The 19,133-nt window shown below is 66.2% G+C and carries 14 protein-coding genes and 1 pseudogene; 3 read left to right on the forward strand and 12 right to left on the reverse strand.

Going from position 1 to position 19,133, the window contains the following annotated elements; translation table 11 throughout:
• Positions 1 to 15 precede the first annotated feature (15 nt).
• From iolB to OG225_RS25050, 3 genes are all read right to left on the reverse strand, one after another.
• On the reverse strand, positions 16 to 903 hold the full coding sequence (gene iolB, locus OG225_RS25040) for a 5-deoxy-glucuronate isomerase (protein WP_405177517.1): 888 nt from the start codon (positions 901 to 903) through the stop codon (positions 16 to 18).
• A 196-nt stretch (positions 904 to 1,099) separates the two neighbouring features.
• A complete protein-coding gene (gene iolC, locus OG225_RS25045; RefSeq protein WP_405177518.1) occupies positions 1,100 to 2,038 on the reverse strand; it encodes a 5-dehydro-2-deoxygluconokinase in 939 nt (312 codons plus the stop codon).
• 2 nt (positions 2,039 to 2,040) lie between these two features.
• A complete protein-coding gene (locus OG225_RS25050; protein WP_405177519.1) occupies positions 2,041 to 2,943 on the reverse strand; it encodes a TIM barrel protein in 903 nt (300 codons plus the stop codon).
• 246 nt (positions 2,944 to 3,189) lie between these two features.
• On the opposite strand from OG225_RS25050, the gene OG225_RS25055 reads away from it, so the two are divergent.
• On the forward strand, positions 3,190 to 4,221 hold the full coding sequence (locus tag OG225_RS25055) for a LacI family DNA-binding transcriptional regulator (RefSeq protein WP_405177520.1): 1,032 nt from the start codon (positions 3,190 to 3,192) through the stop codon (positions 4,219 to 4,221).
• 11 nt (positions 4,222 to 4,232) lie between these two features.
• Complete coding sequence (locus OG225_RS25060) at positions 4,233 to 5,276, forward strand: Gfo/Idh/MocA family oxidoreductase (RefSeq protein WP_405177521.1); 1,044 nt, start codon at positions 4,233 to 4,235, stop codon at positions 5,274 to 5,276.
• Between the two features lie 74 nt (positions 5,277 to 5,350).
• Here OG225_RS25060 and OG225_RS25065 read toward each other — a convergent pair whose 3' ends face one another.
• From OG225_RS25065 to OG225_RS25090, 6 genes and pseudogenes are all read right to left on the reverse strand, one after another.
• Positions 5,351 to 6,508, reverse strand: a complete 1,158-nt coding sequence (locus OG225_RS25065) for a DNA cytosine methyltransferase (protein ID WP_405177522.1) — start codon at positions 6,506 to 6,508, stop codon at positions 5,351 to 5,353.
• A gap of 59 nt (positions 6,509 to 6,567) precedes the next feature.
• Entirely contained in the window at positions 6,568 to 9,522 is a 2,955-nt protein-coding gene (locus OG225_RS25070; protein ID WP_405177523.1) for a Z1 domain-containing protein, read from the reverse strand.
• On the reverse strand, positions 9,519 to 11,066 hold the full coding sequence (locus OG225_RS25075; RefSeq protein ID WP_405183361.1) for an ATP-binding protein: 1,548 nt from the start codon (positions 11,064 to 11,066) through the stop codon (positions 9,519 to 9,521). Before OG225_RS25075 ends, OG225_RS25070 begins: the two co-directional genes overlap by 4 nt.
• A gap of 113 nt (positions 11,067 to 11,179) precedes the next feature.
• Positions 11,180 to 12,133: a VWA domain-containing protein gene (locus tag OG225_RS25080; RefSeq protein WP_405183362.1), complete on the reverse strand. Its 954-nt coding sequence runs from the start codon at positions 12,131 to 12,133 to the stop codon at positions 11,180 to 11,182.
• 198 nt (positions 12,134 to 12,331) lie between these two features.
• Positions 12,332 to 13,135: pseudogene (locus OG225_RS25085) on the reverse strand (AAA family ATPase); the annotation flags it as partial.
• A gap of 83 nt (positions 13,136 to 13,218) precedes the next feature.
• Positions 13,219 to 14,583 (reverse strand): DUF2252 domain-containing protein, encoded by a 1,365-nt coding sequence (locus OG225_RS25090; protein ID WP_405177524.1) that lies wholly within the window; start codon positions 14,581 to 14,583, stop codon positions 13,219 to 13,221.
• Between the two features lie 417 nt (positions 14,584 to 15,000).
• On the opposite strand from OG225_RS25090, the gene OG225_RS25095 reads away from it, so the two are divergent.
• Complete coding sequence (locus OG225_RS25095) at positions 15,001 to 15,312, forward strand: hypothetical protein (protein ID WP_405177525.1); 312 nt, start codon at positions 15,001 to 15,003, stop codon at positions 15,310 to 15,312.
• 65 nt (positions 15,313 to 15,377) lie between these two features.
• Here OG225_RS25095 and ilvC read toward each other — a convergent pair whose 3' ends face one another.
• The 3 genes from ilvC to OG225_RS25110 all read right to left on the reverse strand — a co-directional run bounded on the left by ilvC (position 15,378) and on the right by OG225_RS25110 (position 19,003).
• A complete protein-coding gene (gene ilvC, locus OG225_RS25100; protein WP_216916549.1) occupies positions 15,378 to 16,379 on the reverse strand; it encodes a ketol-acid reductoisomerase in 1,002 nt (333 codons plus the stop codon).
• Between the two features lie 192 nt (positions 16,380 to 16,571).
• Entirely contained in the window at positions 16,572 to 17,075 is a 504-nt protein-coding gene (ilvN, locus tag OG225_RS25105; RefSeq protein WP_054814465.1) for an acetolactate synthase small subunit, read from the reverse strand.
• On the reverse strand, positions 17,072 to 19,003 hold the full coding sequence (locus tag OG225_RS25110) for an acetolactate synthase large subunit (protein WP_405177526.1): 1,932 nt from the start codon (positions 19,001 to 19,003) through the stop codon (positions 17,072 to 17,074). The genes ilvN and OG225_RS25110 overlap by 4 nt, the downstream gene beginning before the upstream one ends.
• Between the last annotated feature and the right edge of the window lie 130 nt (positions 19,004 to 19,133).

Genomic DNA, 19,133 nt, shown 5'->3' on the forward strand with positions numbered 1-19,133 from the left:
CTTCGGTGAACTCACTCACGGGCGCCTGCCCCGATGGTCGGTGACCGGGCAGCGCGGATCGGCGGGCTCGTCGCGCCAGCGCTCGCGGATCCAGGTGTGCGCGGGGTCGTCGCAGAACGCCATCGAACGCTTCGGGGCGGGGCCCGCGAGCACGTTGAGGTAGTACATCGGATAACCGGGCGAGGCGACGCAGGGGCCGTGGTATCCACGCGGGATCAGGAAGACGTCGCCGTCGCGGACCGCGACGTTCTCGTCCAGCGCGCCGTCGGCGGTGTAGGTGCGGTGCAGGCCGAAACCCGCACGCGACGGCGTGATTCCGTCGCGACCGGCGATACGGAAGTAGTAGATCTCCTCGTTGACGACCTCGCAATCGCTCGCCTCGTCGTGTTTGTGCGGCGGGTAGGAGGACCAGTTGCCGTCCGGGGTGATCAGTTCGCAGGCGTTGAGTTTGTCGGCGTGGTCCCAAACCCCGGGGACGCCGAAATTCGTCACCTGGCGGGTCGCCTGTCCGGCACCACGCACCTCGACGGGAACATCCTCGGCCGGACCGTATTTCGGCGTCAGCCTGCGTTCGCACCGAGCCAGGGGCAGCGCGGCTTCGAGACCGTGTGCGCTCGACAGCCGGACTTCCGCGTCGCGCGGGATGTACGCGAAATCGGTGACCCGCGTGAACACCGAATCGCGGCCGCGCAATTCGAAGGTCAGGCCGTCGACGTGGACGGTGCCCGATCCTGCCAGTGGCACGACGAAGGCCTCGGAATCGCCGGTGTGCAGGATGCGCGTCGACCCGGCAGGTACCAGAACTACCCGGAGGCCGGTGTAGGACCACCCGGCGTCCTCCGGTGTGAGCGACACCGGGTCGTTTCCGTCTGCGAGCGTGCCCGAAGGGCGGTGCAGCCTCATCGAATCCATGTCCCGTCAAGGGGATTCATCGGACCTCGTTCTCGGTGCGCGTCCACGGCCGATCGCCCCTTCCGCTGGCTGGGCGGGTGTCCCGCGGGGGGAAGAACAGGCAGGTGGTATCGACCAATCGCGCTCAGCATGGTCGTTCTCGGCGACATCGCCGCACGACGTCGAGTCCCGACCGGGTGCGACCGGCTCATCGGCACAGCAACTCCTCGATCTCCGCGACGGTGGGCATCGCGTCGGCACAGGCAAGGCGTGACGCCACCAGCGCGCCCGCGGCATTGGCGTAGGTGGCGATGCGGTGCGGGTCCCAGTCCGAGAGCAGTCCGTGCACGAGCGCGCCGCCGAATCCGTCACCGGCGCCGAGCCCGCACACCACCTCCACCGGACAGGCCTGCACCGTCCAGCGTTCGCGGTCGGTGGCGATCAGCACCCCGTCCGCGCCGAGTTTGACCACGGCCATCCGCACGCCGCGCGCCAGCAGGCGATCGGCGGCTTCGTCCGGGTCCGCGGTACCGACCGCGACCCGTGTCTCGGCGCGGTTGCCGACGACGACCGTCACGTGACCGATCATGTCACCGATCTCGCGTGTCGCCGTCGTCTCGTCGGGCCAGAACATCGGCCGGTAATCCAGGTCGAGCACCGTGTGCGCGCGGCGGGCGCGGCGTTCGAGGATCGCGTGCTGGGTGCCGCGAGCCGGTTCGGCGCTCACACCGGTGCCGGTCACCCAGAGCAGCGGCACCGAGTCCACGACATCCCAGGGCACCTCGTCCGGGGTCAGTGTGAGATCCGGTGCGATCGGCGCGCGATAGAACAGCAGCGGCGGGTCGGCGGGCGGGGTGAGTTCACAGAAGACCACAGGTGTCAGCAGATCCGCGGCGGTGCCGACGTAGCGCGCGGTCACGCCGAACCGCTCGAGGGCGGTGCGGACGTAACCACCGAAGCCGTCCGGGCCGACCTTGGTGAGCACCCCGCTACGCCTGCCCAGACGCGCGGCGGCGACCGCGACATTGGTGGCGGTGCCGCCGAGGTATTTCGCGAAGGTCTCGACCTCGGCGAGCGGGACACCGCTCTGTTGCGGATAGAGGTCGACGCCCACCCTGCCGACGGTCAGCACTTCGAGATCGGTCACCGCTAGACCGGCGCCGAATCCGCCACGAACCCCACGGCGGACAGATAGTCGAGGCTGACCCGCATATCCCCGCTGGGGGTTTCCGCTGACGCACCGGTATCGAGAACGGCGTCCTGTTCGATGACGTACCAGCCACGATAACCGGCCGTCCGCGTCACCCGCACCAGCGCCGCGATATCGACATCCCCCGTGCCGAGCGGCGCATACAGTCCGCGCCGGACGGCGTCGCTGTATTCGATACGCCCCGAACGGATTTCGTCGACGACTGCCAGGCGGACATCCTTGAGGTGGATGTGGCCGATCCGGTCCGAGTACCTGCGTGCCAACAGAACCGGGTCGGTACCGCCGACGAGCAGGTGCCCGGTGTCGAGGCAGAGATCGAGATCGGAATCGGCGAGGAACCGTTCGATCTCGGGTTCGGTTTCCACATGGGTGCCGATATGCGGGTGCAGCACCGTGCGCACGCCGTCGGCGGCGGCGATATCGCGGATGGCGGCGGCGGTCGTCACCAGCGTCCGCCATTCGGGACCGGTGAGCCGGGGGCGCGTGTCGTAGCCGGTGAGGCCGGTGGCCGCCGCGAGGACCAGGATCTCGGCGCCGCACCCGGCGAACATCGCCACGGTTTCGCGGGCCAGTTCGAGCGCGCGTTCGGGTTCGCGGTGCAGCACCGTCGCGAGGAACCCGCCGACCGCCTCGATACCGAATCCGTCCAGCAGTCCGCGCGACACTCCCGGTTCCGTGGGCAGATATCCGGGCGGGCCGAGTTCGGTGGCGGTGATGCCGAGCGCGGCCATCTCGGCGAGCACCGTGCGCGCGTCGAGCAGGTGCCCCCATCCCGGGACTTCGCACACACCCCAGGAAATCGGTGCGGCGGCGATACGCAGCGGGTAGAGAGATTCGGTCATCGGACTCTCCGGCCTTCGACGTGCGAGTGGACTCCGACTGTTGGAGCGCTCCAACTATGTAACGCACACCACAGCATGTCAAGGGGCGCGCCGCCGATGTATTTATAGCGATCTAGCTGCGCATTCACCCCTCCCATCAATCGGTCGACCGAGAGCTTTCGCTATTGGAGCGCTCTATTGCCGGGGCAGCGCCGACCTTGTAACCTCCGTCACGGCAGGTCGAACCGAACCACCGGCGGAGGCGACATGGGACGTCCGACCATGGACGACGTCGCCGCCCGCGCCGGTGTCTCCCGGGCGCTGGTATCCCTCGTCATGCGGGACTCGCCGAAGGTCAGCGCGCATCGTCGGCGGGCCGTGCTGGCCGCCGCGAAGGATCTCGGCTACCAACCGCACCTCATGGCCCGCTCCCTGGCGGGCGGAACCTCCGATATCGTCGGGGTCATGGTCTCCGACCTGCGCAACACCTTCTTCGCCGACGTCGTCGAGGGCATGGACGCGGCGGCGCGGGAGGCAGGCCTCGAACTCATCCTCAACACCGGTCGTCGCAGCCCCACCCGAGAACGCACCGCGCTCGAAAGCCTGCTCGCCTTCCGCCCAGGCGGCATCGTCCTGCTCTCCCCCGTCCTCCCCGCCGCCGCCATTCGCGAAGCGGCACAGCAGAGTCCGGTAGTGCTGGTCTCCCGTAGTTCCACCGCCCCCGAAATCGACACCGTCAACGACGACGGCGAAACCGGATCGGCCCTCGCCGTCGACCACCTGGTCCGCCTCGGCCACCGCCGCATCGTGCACCTCGACGGCGGCGGCGCCTCCACCTCCGCCGCCCGCCGCCGCGGCTATCGCGACGCGATGCGACGACACGGCCTCGAACCGATGGTGCTGCCGAGCGAACACACCGACTCCGCGGGCATGGCCGCCGTCCGCAAACTCCTGAACCTGTTCTCCCACGGCAATTTCCCCACCGCGCTGGTCTGCGGCAACGATTTCAACGCGATCGGCGCGATGTCCGCCCTCGAAGAAGCCGGACTGCGGGTCCCCCGGGACGTCTCCGTCGTCGGCTACGACAACACCTCACTCGCCGCCCTGCGCCACCTCTCCCTCACCACCGTCGACCAGCCACGCGTCACGATGGGCAGGCTCGCCGTCGAAGCACTCGCCGAACGTCTGCGCGAGGGCCGCACCGACCCCGTGCGCCACCGCGTCGAACCGACCCTGGTCGTCCGCGCGACCACCGCACCGATCCCCTTGACAGACAACGACATACCACCGCATCAGTAGGAGGAAAGTCGATGACATCCCGAGGCACCGTCACCATCGGACTGGCAGGCACCGGCCGAATCGGCACCGCCCACGCCGAAACCCTCAGGGTGCTCCCGCAGGTCGACCGCGTCCTGGTCACCGATATCGACAGCGCCCGCGCCAACGCCACCGCCGACGCACTCGGCGTCGAAGCCGTCCCCGACATCGACACCCTCCTCGCCGCCGACCTCGCAGGCCTGGTCATCGCCACCGCCACCGACTCCCACCCCGACCTCATCATCCGCGCCGTCGACCTCGGCATCCCCGTCTTCTGCGAGAAGCCGATCGCCGCCGACCTCACCGGAACCCTCGAAGTCCTACGCCACCTCGAAAACACCGGCGTCCCCGTACAAATCGGCTTCCAACGCCGCTTCGACCCCGGCTACAACGCCGCCCGCGCCGCCGTCAGGTCCGGTGAACTCGGCCGACTTCACACCCTGCGCGCCACCACCCTCGATCCGGCACCACCGCCCGCCGCGTACATCCCCCACTCCGGCGGAATCTTCCGCGACTGCGGTATACACGACTTCGACATGGTCCGGTGGGTGACCGGGCGGGAAGTGGTCGAGGTGTACGCGCGGGGAGCGAACCGCGGAGATCCGTTGTTCGCCGAAGCGGGTGACGTCGATACGGCCGCCGTCATCCTGACCCTCGATGACGACACCCTCGCCACCGTGTCGCTGTCGCGCTACAACGGGGCGGGCTACGACGTGCGATTGGAAGTGCTCGGCTCACGAGCGAACGCCGTCGTCGGGCTCGACCACCGCGCACCGCTGCGGTCGGTGGAACCCGGCCACCCCACCTTCGCGCCACCCGCGTATCGCAGCTTCATGGATCGCTTCCGGCGGGCGTATACGGAGGAGTTGACGGCGTTCATCGGGGTGGCGACCGAGGGGCACGAAAACCCTTGCGCGCCTTCGGAAGCACTCGAAGCGTTCTATGTCGCCGAGGCGTGTGAGTTGTCGCGGGCGGAGCGGCGGCCGGTCGCCGTCGCGGAGGTGCGGGGCCGAAAGGCTGTCGGCCAGCACCTCTGAGGCATGGTCTGCGGCTCGAGGCCACGCGACGTGGACACTGTCAGCGCCTGACGATGCGGAAATTCACCGGATACTCACCACAGAGTCGGGAGCGTTCGAGCATGCTGATCGAGTGGCTCGGCGGATTCATCGGGAACGGTGCCCGCCCCCAGAAGCGCACTCCGATATCCGGTCCGAAATTCTCCCCACCGCCCCGCAACCGCGGTATTCAACGCGTTCTCGTCGGGAGCACGGTCGAATACCGCTCGGCTCAGAACATGAACAGCCAATCTCGGCGGGATCGCATTGCCGATCTGTTGAGCGAGGTCTCGGCCTGTCCATGGATAGTCACGCGGAAATGTCTGGAGGTGCCCTGCGTCGCGGTGGTCCAGGTTACGGATATACCGTCCCCGCAGGGTCTCCATTTTGTTTCGCGAGACCTTCCCGGTCACGGTATAGGCGGGCTCGTCGTACCGACGCCTGCCACGTGCCTTCGGATCACCGCCGGTTCCGTAGTTCGAGACGACAACGAACTTGTCGTGTCCCGCCAGGACCGGACCCATTGGAATCCAGGCGGGGAGGTGCGCGTCGTCCGGGTGGATCGAGCCGTCGCGCCTGAACCGTCGGTGCGTCGCCACCGGCAGCGATGGTTGACGATGGAGATGGGCGACCAGGATCGCGCGACGACGAGTCTGCGGGATTCCGAACTGCTCGGTGCGGAGGATGTCGGCGGTGAACCTGTACCCCCGGGATCGCAACACCTCGCCCATTCGCTTCCATACCGGCAGCACAGCCGGAACCTGCTCCAGCACAATGACTTCGTACGGCTGTCGGTGGAGATCGATGGCGTCTAGCGCCCAGCGCAGAGGTTCCAGAACCAGACCGGTGCGCTCATCCCTGAGCTTCTTGAGCTCCACACGGACAGTACGATCACCGTCACCCATTCGGTCGACGAAATTCAACACTTCGTCCAACGCCTCCCGACCGACACCGGATCCCGCTACCGAGAACGTTTGACACGGTGGCCCGCCCGCGAGAATGGTCGCGTCCGGGAACAATTCCGGCCCGCGATCGCGGACATCTCCGGGCTCCGTATCCAGCCCTGCGGCGAGCCGCGTTGCGAGGGCGTCTTCGTCCCATTCGACGCCGGTCACCGAAATACCCAGCCACTGTGCGGCGACGTCCAATCCACCGGGACCCGCGAACAGATCGATCATCTGGGCTGATGGCGCCGCCCCCGCATCCGACGACATGATCGAGAATCATAACCTTCGTCGCGGGCTCGATTCGCCCGCACCGGGCAGATTCGGCGCTACGCGTCGACCGGCGCGGTGTCGATGATGGCCGCGTCCTTGGAGGAATCGATAGTGGTGAACCTGACCTTTCTCCCACTCGGCGAGTGCGCCGCGGTCGGGGCCACGAACGCGAAACCCACGACCACATGGCCCGGATCGACTACGCCGGATTCCGCCTCGACCCGATGGCCGGGTTCGATCATCGGATAGATCAGAACCACTCCGGTCTGGGGATCTACGGATCGATCACTGTGTCTGCCGCCCGAGTCGGACAGTAAGTGCACGATCTGCAACGCGGCCAAGCGGTGCTTCGGATCGGCGATGGCACCGAACAACGGACTGCGACGCCGGGTACGCGCGAACCACGAGTATCGACGACCTCCACCCGATCGGAGAGTCTGACCGGTTCCTCGATGCTGCGGCGCGAGCACAGTCCATCGATCGACCAACGCGCCGTCGGTGACCTGCCGAAGGTATTCCAGATACGGCTGGAATTGACCGGGAGCCAGCCATTTCAACGACCGGACGAGCTCGAGGAATTCGAGACCGTCCAGACTGCCGTGAAAGGCCGAGAAGCTGCGTTCAGCACTCTTGTCCGATACGAACGTGACGTCGACGGCGTCCGGTGATGTCGAATCCAGGACGTTCAGCCACAGCTTGGTGTTGTGCCGCAGGTCCGGCACGACCGAGGGATAGGCAGTCGGTTCGACCCATTGGCCAGCCGAATCGATCTCGACGAGTCGAGCGTTGTACATCTTGTTCGGGCTGGTCGGCTTCAACAGTGGTAGATGCTGAGAGACGAGCGGCGGCACCTGTGCGGGAGTGATCTGAGGCTCGCCGTCCACCAGCACCGCGAACTGCGTCAGCTCTTGGCGGAAATCCTCCTCGTCGCGACAGATCGCTTCGAACGCGTGGTAGAGGTCGATATCCTGCTTGGCGGCACCGACCTCGCTGCGACCGATATAGAGCCGAACGAGATCTCGATATTCCGGCCGGAACCCGAACCAGCGCCCCATCTGCATCAGCGCCGACATATTCGAGGCACGCCTGCGGAAGTACGAGATGGTGAGCCCTTCGACGGTGAAACCGCGGGAGAGCTTCTGGCCGCCGATCAGAATCTTCCAGATGGATCGCCTGTCGAAATCGGCCTCCCCGGTCTCCAACTCCTTGTCCCCGTTGACGACGATGATCGGCTTCTGGTCGCCGCCGATCCGAAAAACCGCCGGGCCGACATAGGGCATGACCTCCTCATACGAGGCAGGCAGCAGATGTTTCGGCGCACGTGTTCCGGACACCCGAGCGATATCGTCTTCGAACAACGAGCGGAGCCGGGCATGGCCGCTGGAGCCCGCATACCCCGCGTTGAACCACAATTTCGTGACGCGACCGCGAAGATCGCGATGATCTTCCACCCAACTGGACTCGTGGATGAGCATCGTGTGATGGTCGAAGTAACCGTCGCCGAGCCCGCCCCTGTCCTCACGAAACAGCTTGACGGCTGCGGTCAGGACGAACATATCGATTGCTTGCAGTAGAGCTTCGGTGTCGTCTTCGTCCTCGACGGTCACGTCCCGGACGTGGGCCTTCTCGTTCGAGTTGGCGTAGTTCTTTTCCTTGTCGGTGATCTCGGTGTAGAGATCGTGGAAGTCGCTGGCCCCCATGTAGCCCTCGGGGCGTGGCAGCGAGACGATGAAGTCCTTCGGAAAGATATCGGCGGTGTCGCTCGGATCGATGAAGACATTCGCGTACGGCGTCGCGGTGTATCCGACGTACTGCGCCCGAGGCAGCATGGTCAAGAGATCGGCGATTTTCTGATTGATCGCCGTCCGGTCCGCATCCGGTCGTGACTTGGAACGCGAGGTATTCACCGATGCTTCGTCGGACTCGTCATCGATGATGAGTACCGGGATCTCGGCCAACGGTGTCTTGATCTTCCGGAGGTCCTTGACGAGCTTGGTCAGGACGGCCTTGTTCTTCTTGACCACCATCAGCCGAGCCGAGGCACGGTGCAGGTTGCGGGGATCGTAGAGCGGCAGAGCGGGCTCTCGCTTCTCGAATTCCAACGCGACAATGCCCTGCAACAGGCTCTTGTAGTCGTCGTAGCGAGTCGTCATTCGCACGATGTCGAACGCGGACAAGGTTGACGGAAGAGCACCGAATTCGATGAACTTCCCTTGACTCCACGCCGGGTCGTCCGCGTAGTCGGACTCGAATTCCCCTGCGCCCCGCAAGATGTTCTCGCGGCCGACGAGTTCCATATCCAGACGCCGCTGGGTCTGCGCGCGCAGTAGATTCAGCGTGCCCCCGAGCACGATGACCAGACGGTAGCCCGCGTCGACTGCCTTGGCGATCACGCCGGTGAAATTCGCGGTCTTTCCGGACTGAACGTATCCGACCACGAGGCCCTTCGACTGATACGAGTCGGCACGTGTGGGATCCGCCAGTCGCTCGACAACGCTGTCCGTCGCGGCGTCGAGACCCGCGATCGCCTCCTCCGGCCACTTCTTCTGTTCCAGCAATTTGCGGTAGGAGGGCCAATACCACGGTCTTCCCTGCTGTGACGCAGGGGTGTACCACGGTACGAATTTCTCGCTGATCACCACGGCCTGTGCGACTTTGGCTATCGGTACGACTGCCTCGAGTAGTTTCGCGGTGCCGTCCTCCAGGCCGAGTATCCGATAGATCTCGGCGCGACGCTCATCGGTTCGCGGTGATGTCGTCGACCATGCGGCCTTCTCGGCGAAATCCCACCGGGTCAACTGTTTGCGCCACATGTCGATGAGCCGATCGTCGGAAGCCGACAACAGGAGTGCGTGACGAAAATCCGACTCGTTCGCACAGGACTGCGCGTCGACCGAAATATCCTCGGCCTGGTATTCCATGGCTCTGACCAGGCGCTTCGGTCGACTCCCCGCCATATCGGCGAGAACAGCGCTATGCAGCTCCAGTCGCGACCCATCGAGTTCGGTCACGCGAGCTCTCCCGTCTCGTCGTTGTCGATCTCGCGGATCTCGGCCCTCGCCGCGGTGAGGAGGATGGATTGCCACAATTGGATGTTGTCTCTGGCGCGCGGGCCGCTGAATTCCGACTCGAACAGTTGGTGAACCAACAGGTACAACATCGACTTCATCACCGGCGCGTCGTTCAGGCTGCCTCGCCGGCCGCCCAGTATCGCGGTCCGGAACTTTCGATTCAGGGCGATCGTCCGATTGTCCCGGTCGATGTCGAAGAAGACATCATCCGCGAGTTTGCTCCACTGCACGGCGATGGCAACTTCGCCCGGCAGTATCGGCAGTTCGTCTTCGACCGCCTCCGTGATCGCGGGCGCGAAACCTCTACCGGGCGGGATCACCGCCTTGCGGGTCAGACCCGCGCGTTTGCGCGCCTCACGATAGGTCTGCTGTGCGTCCGCGAGATAGTCGGTGAACAGACGACCGGTGTGGTCCACCGCGTTCTCGAGCGCGGTGACGAATTCCGGTGTCGCCTCGACACCTTCCTTCTTCACACTGAGCCGAAACACCTCATCGGTGTCCGGTGGGAGATCGATATCGACTCGGGCGAGGGAGAGATGCTGTTCGGGCTGACGGAAGTTGTTCCACCCGCCGGATTGAACGATTCGATCGTTGCGATAGAAGTAGAAGCCCTGTCGGTCGAGGACAGCGCCGACCGACTTGTACTCGTCCAGGGACGACTTCGGGGGCCAGACATGGGCCGCCAGCCGAACCGCACCGATCGAAGGCACATCGGCGACGAACACACGCGGATAGTCGGGATGTCCGGTGACCGGGTAGCCGAACGGATTCAGCGGCACCACACCGAAATTCATATAGATGTCGCCGGTACGAATGTCTTCGACCGCGATCGTGATGTTGAAGTCGTCGCGCAGCAGGAAGCGATGGAGTTGCAGCCCGAGATGCAGACCCAGCTTGTTGATCGTTCGTTGGAGATAGCGGTCGGTCTGGCCGCTGCCGCCGTGTCGTGGAAAGTTCTTGACGCCGTCCCAGCGGATCACCGTGCCCTGCCAGGTGATCGGTTGACCGTTGTACCGGTCGATCAATGCCTGGGCGTAACGCGATTCGACGATGTCGCATTGGAATCCCGTGCGAGCGCGTTCCATCACCCACCGCCGACCTGCGGGGCGGGTCTTCCGGGTCCGACTGGTGACCGTCACCGCGGAGGCTTGGCTCAGCGACGCCGATTTGAGTCCTGTTCCGAACATGCCGAGGGCGTTCGCCGCGTACCCGCGTCGACCGCCGACCGTCATCGCCACATCGAGTTCGTCGTCGGTCATTCCCCGACCGTCATCGATTACCAGCAAACTGACGAGCGCGTCGCCGTCGCGCAGAAAATGGATCACCACATCGTTGGCGCCCGCATCGATCGAATTGTCGATCAGGTCTGCGACAGCGGCCTCGAAGTCGTACCCCTGGCTGGTGAGAGCGTCCATGTACCTGGCATCGGGCGGTAGGTACTTGCTACCCGTCGTCGGAACATCGAATTCCCACTCCGCCGTCATCGCCACCCCAGAATCGTCCGAGCCACCAGTCGGAGGAGACTTTAGTGGAGGAATGGAGCCTGCCGCCCGTTGTCACGGCGATCGTTGCGCAAGCGCCTCTCGAAGTACGAATCTCACACCGGAAGTAGCCGGGTGATCACCCGGGCGAGTTGTTCGACGTTGCGGCATTCGTGCATGGTGACGTGCTCGGCGTACACGGCTGCGGCGGAGTCGCCGGTGGACCAGGAACGGGCGGGCTCGGGGTTGAGCCAGTAGACGTGTTTCGCGCGGTCGAGCATCAGGTGGAGGGCGGGGAGGTTGGGGGCGGTGCGGTTGGTGCGGGCGTCGCCGAGGATGAGCAGGGAGGTGCGGGGGCCGAGGGCGTCGAGGTGGGTGGTGGTGAAGGCGCGGAAGGCTTCGCCGTAGTTGCTGCTGCCGAAGCGGGAGACGTTGGTTTCGCGGATGATTCGGGTGGCGATGCCGGGGGCGGGTGGGGTACCGGGGGTGAAGTAGGGGGTGATCTCGTCGCAGGTGTCGACGAAACCGAAGCTGCGGACCCGGGAGAACTGGTCTTGGAGGGCTTGGGTCAGGTGGAGGGTGAATTCGGCGAAGCCGGTGACGGAGCCGGACAGGTCGGCGAGGATCACCAGGTCGGGGCGGCCGTGTTTGCGGGCGCGCAGGACGGGGTCGATGGGGACGCCGCCGGTGGCCATGGAACGGCGCAGGGTGCGACGCATGTCGATGTGGCCGCGGACGGATTTCTTGCGGCGGGCGGCGAGGCGGGTGGCGAGTTTGCGGGCCAACGGGGTGACCAGGCGGCGCATTTCGGCGAGGTCCTGTTCGCGGGCTCCGAGGAAGTCGACGTGGTCGGTGGCGGATTCGACGCCGCGGCGGGCGATGTAGTCGGTGCCGCGCAGTTGTGCCGAGCGCAGCATGGCCTCGGTGCGGAAGGCGTCGGCGCGTCGTCGGGCTTCGATGGTGTGGACGGCGGTGGCGAGTTCGTCGGTGCCGCCCATGGTTTCGGCGATGCGGTCGATCAAGTCCTCGGGTCGGAGGGTTTTCATGGTCTGGTAGGAGGACCAGCCCATGCCGGAGCCGGTGCCGACGGGATTCGGGGTCGGGCCTGCTCCCGCGCCGCCGTAGCCGCCGAGTCTGCCGAGGGTTTCGCGGGCCAATTCCGTTGTGGTGGTGCGGTCGTCGTCGGCCAGGACCGAGACGACGCGGTCGCGCAGGGCGTCGAGTGATTCCGGCTGCTCGGGCAGGCGCGGGTCGGTGGTGTCGATGCCGAGGCCCAGCGTCGAGCGCACCACACCGGTGGTGAGATTGCGCGCGCCCAACGTCACCAGGGTTCGCGCCCAGTCCACCGTTTCGGCGATGGAGGGAGCTTTGCGCAGGGACAGTTCGCGCAGCGCGCCGACGACCTCGACCGCGGCGGTCGCGGTGGCGGCGTCCAACTCGGGGACTCGCAGACCGACGATGGCGCGTTCCAGTTCCGCTGTCGGGTAGTCGATGTGGAGGTAGAGGCAGCGACGTTTCAATGCCTCCGACAGGTCGCGGTCGGCGTTGGAGGTGAGTGCGACGAAGGGTTTTCGGATCGCGCCGATGGTGCCCAGTTCCGGGATGCTCACCTGGAAGTCGCCGAGTACTTCGAGCAGGAGGCCTTCGAGTTCGACGTCGGCCTTGTCGAGTTCGTCGATGAGCAGCACGGTCGGGTCAGGGTTGCGGATGGCGGCGAGCAGGGGGCGTTCGAGGAGGAATTCCTCGGTGAAGACGTGGTCGCGGGTGCCTTCCCAGCCGTTGTCGTCGGCGGCGATGATACGCAGCAGTTGTTTGGCGTGGTTCCACTCGTAGAGGGCGCGGGCCTCGTCGATGCCTTCATAGCATTGCAGCCGCACCAGGTCGGCGTCGCTGGCGGTGGCGACGGCTCGGGCCAATTCGGTTTTGCCGACTCCGGCTGGGCCCTCGATGAGCAGGGGTTTGCCGAGGCGGTCGGCGAGGAAGACGGCCGTGGCGATATCGGTGGACGGCAGGTACCCGGCGGCGGTGAGCCGACGGGTGACCTCGTCTACCGAATCGAAGAACTTACTCATCGGTAGCCAGTGTAGAACGGGGCGTCGGACCCGGTGGACGCCCAGTCCGGCTCGACTCCGGGCGGAACGGCGTCGAGCCTTTCTCAGAACCCCGAGGTCGCCGCGGTGACCCGACCGGAGGCGACGGCGTCCTCCAATTCCCGATGGTCGGTCAATGTCTGATCCGCGTAGCCCATCGCGAATTCGGCCATGGCCCGGTCGAAGGCGTCACCGCCGCCCAGATACGCGGCGATCGCGACGCGGTCCCCGGAGCGAGCGTGGGCGCGGGCGAGGGTGTGACCACACAGCATCGAGTATTTGGCCAGCGCGCCGGGTGACAGGTTCTCCAGAACCGCCGAGCCCTTCATATCGCGCAGTTGCCGCCAGTAGAAGTAGCGGCCGTTGGGGCCGGTGGCCCAGCCGAGGAAGATATCGCTCGCGGCCTGCATGAGGCGCTGGCCGTGCACGACGCGGTGGCCCTGGTGTTTGAATTTGCTGGCGGTCAGATGCGGTGCGAGGACGGAGGTTTCGGCCTCTTTGACCTGGAGGAACAGGGGGCTTCCGGTGTCGCGGTCGGCCATCAGGCCGACGAAGCATCGGGTGCCGACGCTGCCGACGCCGACCACTTTGAGCGCGAGGTCGACGAGTTCGTGACGGTCGAGCAGGATCCGGCGTTCCTCGGGGAGGGTTTTGCGGTAGGCCGCGAAGACCGCCGAGATGTCGAGCGCCTCCGGTTCGTCGATGCGCACCAGCAGCGGCGGCCGGTGCCGGATGCGGGGGACGCCGTTCTCGTCGAGCTCGGTGAGTTTGGAGAACGCTTGCAGGCTGGTGTGCGAGCGTGCCGTGCTCAGCGCCTTCTCCACGCCTTCGCGCCGCTTGGGTTTGCGCACCAGTTCGGCGACGGCGTCGGCGTTGACCTGGAGATACCACACGGCCATGCCGTCCATCTCGGCCAGCCGCAGCATATGTTCGCGGTATCCGCGCGCGGCCTCCATCGCGGCGTACTCGGCCTTGGTGTCGCTGTATCCGTTACTCCTCGCGGCGACGGCGACACTGGCGACGAGCCGTTTGACGTCCCATTCGAACGGGCCGGGCAGGGTTTCGTCGAAATCGTTGAGGTCGAAGACGAGGGCGCGTTCGGGTGAGGCGAACAGGCCGAAGTTGGACAGGTGGGCGTCGCCGCACAACTGGACGATCAATCCGGTGTTCTCGGTGGTGGCCAGATCGGCCGCCATGATCGCGGGGCCGCCGCGCAGGAAGGGAAAGGGCTCGGCGACCATCCGCGCGTATCGGATCGGGACCAGTTCGGGAAGCCGGGTCCGCGCCTGGCGTTCCAGGATCGTGATCGGGTCGGTGCGGTTCTTCGGCGGCTGCCAGCCCCCGAGGGCCGAACGTGGTACTCGTTTGCGGGCCGCGCGCCCCTTCTCGACCCCGGAACCAGCGCTCAGCACACCGACCGAATCTGTCATCCGCTCAGTCTTGCCCGATGGATGCGACATCGCAAGAGTGTTGCCCGAATGGGCGTGTTAGGCCAGGTGGGGTGGTAACTCATTTGGTTCGCCAATGATTAGCCGGACCGGTCGACGCGCTGACCGACCGCGCTCGAGCACGTACGGCACGGATTTCGCGCCCGCGGCAGGCGTTCTCAGGGCTTCGCCCCATCCCGGCGCGTCCGGACTCATACCGAAGGATGAATTTTCTCCGGAATCGGGCGATGACCGGTGACCTTTCGATCCGGGTGCGGCACAGTGTGTTCGTGCGGTGGCCGCCGCGTCGGCGAATCGGTCGAGGTTTCCTCCCCTCGGTTTCCGGCCACGCCGCCCGCTGGCCACGACGCCGCGAAGGCAGGCGACGTGCCGAATTTCGAGAAGTTGGAAGGTATTACGTTGTTCACGACGAGAAAATCCCCCACCTCCCGCCGGCTGCTGGCGGGCTTGGCCGTCGCGGGCGCGCTCGCCGCGGTTCCGGTCACCGTCGCGGCCGGGCCCGCTTCGGCCGATCAGCGTCCCGAGGTCACCGACGTCAAGCACGACAGGCGGGAATGCCGCCACGGCGACCTGTTCGACAATCCCTGGTCGGACCTGTGGGACGACCCGCGGCACGGACCGCGTGACCACTGCGATCCCTGGGATCGGCACGACCCGTTCGACAATCCGTTCCGTCCGCACCGCCCGCACGGCCTGTTCGGCAGCAGCTAGAAAACGCCGATGGCCCGCCCCCATCGGGAGCGGGCCATCGCGCTGTGACGCTATGACACCGTGACTCAGGCGGTTTCGGTAATCGGGCGATCGACCCAGCTCATCAGGTTGCGCAGCTTGGCGCCGGTGACCTCGATCGGGTGCTCGGCGTTGGCCTTGCGCAGACCCTCGAGCTCCTTGTTGCCGCCCTCGACGTTGGCGACGAGGCGCTTGACGAAGGTGCCGTCCTGGATGTCCTTGAGGATGTCCTGCATCCGCTTCTTGGTGTCGGCGTCGATGACACGCGGACCCGAGACGTAGCCGCCGAATTCGGCGGTGTCGGAGACCGAGTAGTTCATGCGCGCGATGCCGCCCTCGTACATGAGGTCGACGATCAGCTTCAGCTCGTGCAGCACCTCGAAGTAGGCCATCTCCGGCGCGTACCCGGCCTCGACCATGACCTCGAAACCGGTCTTGACCAGTTCCTCGGTGCCACCGCAGAGCACGGCCTGCTCACCGAACAGGTCGGTCTCGGTCTCTTCCTTGAAGGTGGTCTTGATGACGCCGGCGCGGGTGCCGCCGATGCCCTTGGCGTAGGACAGCGCGAGCGCCTGGCCCTCGCCCTTGGGGTCCTGGTCGATGGCGATCAGGGCGGGAACGCCCTTACCGTCGACGAACTGGCGGCGCACCAGGTGGCCGGGGCCCTTGGGCGCGACCATGCCGATGGTGACCTCGGCGGGCGGCTTGATCAGGCCGAAGTGGATGTTGAGGCCGTGGCCGAAGAACAGCGCGTCGCCGTCCTTCAGGTTCGGCTCGATGTCGTTGGTGAAGATGGAGGCCTGCGCGGTGTCGGGCGCGAGCACCATGATCACGTCGGCCCAGGCCGAGACCTCGGCGGGGGTGCCGACGGTGAGACCGGCCTCTTCGGCCTTCGGACGCGACTTCGAACCCTCGGCGAGACCGACACGGACCTCGACGCCCGAGTCGCGCAGGCTCAGCGAATGCGCGTGGCCCTGGCTGCCGTAGCCGATGACAGCGACCTTGCGGCCCTGGATGATCGACAGATCGGCGTCGTCGTCGTAGAACATCTCGACTGCCACTGTGGTTCCTTCCGGGATTATCCCCGCCCGAGGCGGGGCGCACCGCGCTGCTTGCGCCGTGCATTGGTTGTCAATTCGTACATATCGAAATCAGATCCCCGCGGCGGCGGGGAAGGCGCGATGCGCCGACCGTCGATCGCAGCCAACACTAGCCGCTGGCCGCGATCGACCGATCAGGCCCTAGCGGGTCGCCGTAATGGACTTGGGCCCACGACCGACGGCGACCACGCCGGACTGCACGATCTCGCGAATGCCATACGGTTCGAGCATTCGCAGCAGTGCGTCGAGTTTGGACCGGGTTCCGGTCGCCTCGACGGTGAGCGCGTCCGGGGACACGTCGATGACCTTGGCGCGGAACAGCGTCACGGCCTCGATCACCTGGGTCCGCACACTGGCGTCGGCGCGCACCTTCACCAGGATCAGTTCGCGGGCCACCGAGGCGTCGGCGTCCTGCTCCACGATCTTGATGACGTTCACCAGCTTGTTGAGCTGTTTGGTGACCTGCTCCAGCGGCAGATCCTCGACGGTGACGACGATCGTCATGCGGGAGATCTCGGGGAGTTCGGTCCCGCCGACCGCCAGCGACTCGATATTGAACCCGCGCCGCGAGAACAGGCTCGCGACCCTCGCCAGCACGCCCGGCTTGTCCTCGACGAGAACGCTCAGGGTGTGGGTCGTACTCATTCGTTCACCTGGTTCTTCTCTTGCGCGGCCTGCCCCTGGGCCAGGGCCTCGTGGATGATCGCGGGCTCGGCGGCCTGCTCGTCCTCGTCGAAGAGCGGACGGATGCCGCGCGCGGCCATGATCTCGTCGTTACCGGTGCCCGCTGCGACCATCGGCCACACCTGGGCGTCCTTGCCGACGATGAAATCGATCACCACCGGGCGGTCGTTGATGGACTGCGCCTCGCGGATCGCGGCCTCCACGTCCTCTTCCTTCTCCACCCGGATGCCGACGCAGCCGAGCGCTTCGGCGAGTTTCACGAAGTCGGGGATGCGCAGGGTGTGGGTTCCGAGATCGGTGTTGGAGTACCGCTCCTCGTAGAAGAGGGTCTGCCACTGCCGGACCATGCCCAGGTTGCCGTTGTTGATCAGCGCGACCTTGATCGGCACGCCCTCCACGGCGCAGGTGGCCAACTCCTGGTTGGTCATCTGGAAGCAGCCGTCACCGTCGACCGCCCACACTTCCTTGTCCGGCGCGCCCATCTTGGCGCCCATGGCGGCCGGGACGGCGTAACCCATGGTGCCGAGCCCACCGGAATTGAGCCAGGTGCGCGGCTTCTCGTACTTGATGAACTGCGCGGCCCACATCTGGTGCTGGCCCACGCCAGCGCAGTAGATGGCGTCGGGTCCGGCGAGCCTGCCCAGCGCGTCGATGACGTACTCCGGCGACAGCGAACCGTCGCTCGGGGTGCTCCAGCCGAGCGGGTAGCTCTTGCGGATGCCGTCCAGGTACGTCCACCAGGCGGTCAGGTCCAACTTCGGCGGGCCCGCCGGATCGGATTTGAGCGTTTCGATCAGTTCGGCGATCACCTCGCGGCAGTCACCGACGATCGGCACGTCGGCGTGCCGGTTCTTGCCGATCTCGGCGGGGTCGATATCGGCGTGGATGACCTTGGCGCCCGGCGCGAAGGAGTCGAGCTGACCGGTGACGCGATCGTCGAAACGCGCGCCGAGGGTGATCAGCAGATCCGACTTCTGCAACGCGGCGACCGCGCCGACGGTGCCGTGCATACCCGGCATGCCCATGTTCAGGTCGTGGCTGTCCGGGAACGCGCCGCGGGCCATCAGCGTGGTGACCACCGGAATTCCGGTCAGTTCGGCCAGTTCGAGCAGCTGGGGCGAGGCGTCGGCCTTGATGACGCCGCCGCCGACGTAGAGCACCGGCTGCTTGGCCTCGAGGATCATCCTCGCGGCCTCGCGCACCTGCTTGCCGTGCGGTTTGGTGACCGGACGGTAGCCGGGCAGCCGCATCTCCGGCGGCCAGCTGAAGGTGGTCTGTGCCTGCAACACGTCCTTGGGGATGTCGACGAGCACCGCGCCGGGTCGGCCGGTCGCCGACAGGTAGAACGCCTCCGCCATGATGCGCGGGATGTCGATGCCCTCGGTGATGAGGAAGTTGTGCTTGGTGATCGGCATGGTGATGCCGGAGATATCGGCTTCCTGGAACGCGTCGGTGCCGATCAGGCTGCGCCCGACCTGGCCGGTGATGGCCACGATCGGGACCGAGTCCATCTGGGCGTCCGCGATCGGGGTCACCAGGTTGGTCGCGCCGGGGCCGGACGTGGCCATACACACACCGACCTTGCCGGTGGCCTGGGCGTAACCGGTGGCCGCGTGGCCCGCGCCCTGCTCGTGGCGCACCAGCACGTGGCGCACCTTGGTCGAGTCGAAGAGGGGGTCGTACACCGGAAGGATCGCGCCGCCGGGAATGCCGAATACGGTGTCGACGCCGAGCTCCTCGAGCGCACGGACGACGGACTGCGCGCCGGTGACCCGCTCGGGCGGGACCTGGCGGCGGTTCGCCGCGGTGGTGGCCGCTGTCGCGGCTTGCTGACTCGAGGGCGCAGGCCTGCGGGCCGATGGCCCGGGCCGTGCGGTTGGTGCACTCACCGTCTTCGTTCCTAACTGTTCTCGTACTCGACCCCGGACAAATGCTGATCAATTCGACATGACCGACAAACACGGGCGGACTTTCGCCCGAACACAAAAAAGCCCCCGTCAGCACAGGGCTGAACGAGGG

Source organism: Nocardia sp. NBC_01377 (genome assembly GCF_045040005.1).
GTDB classification, from domain to species: domain Bacteria; phylum Actinomycetota; class Actinomycetes; order Mycobacteriales; family Mycobacteriaceae; genus Nocardia; species Nocardia noduli.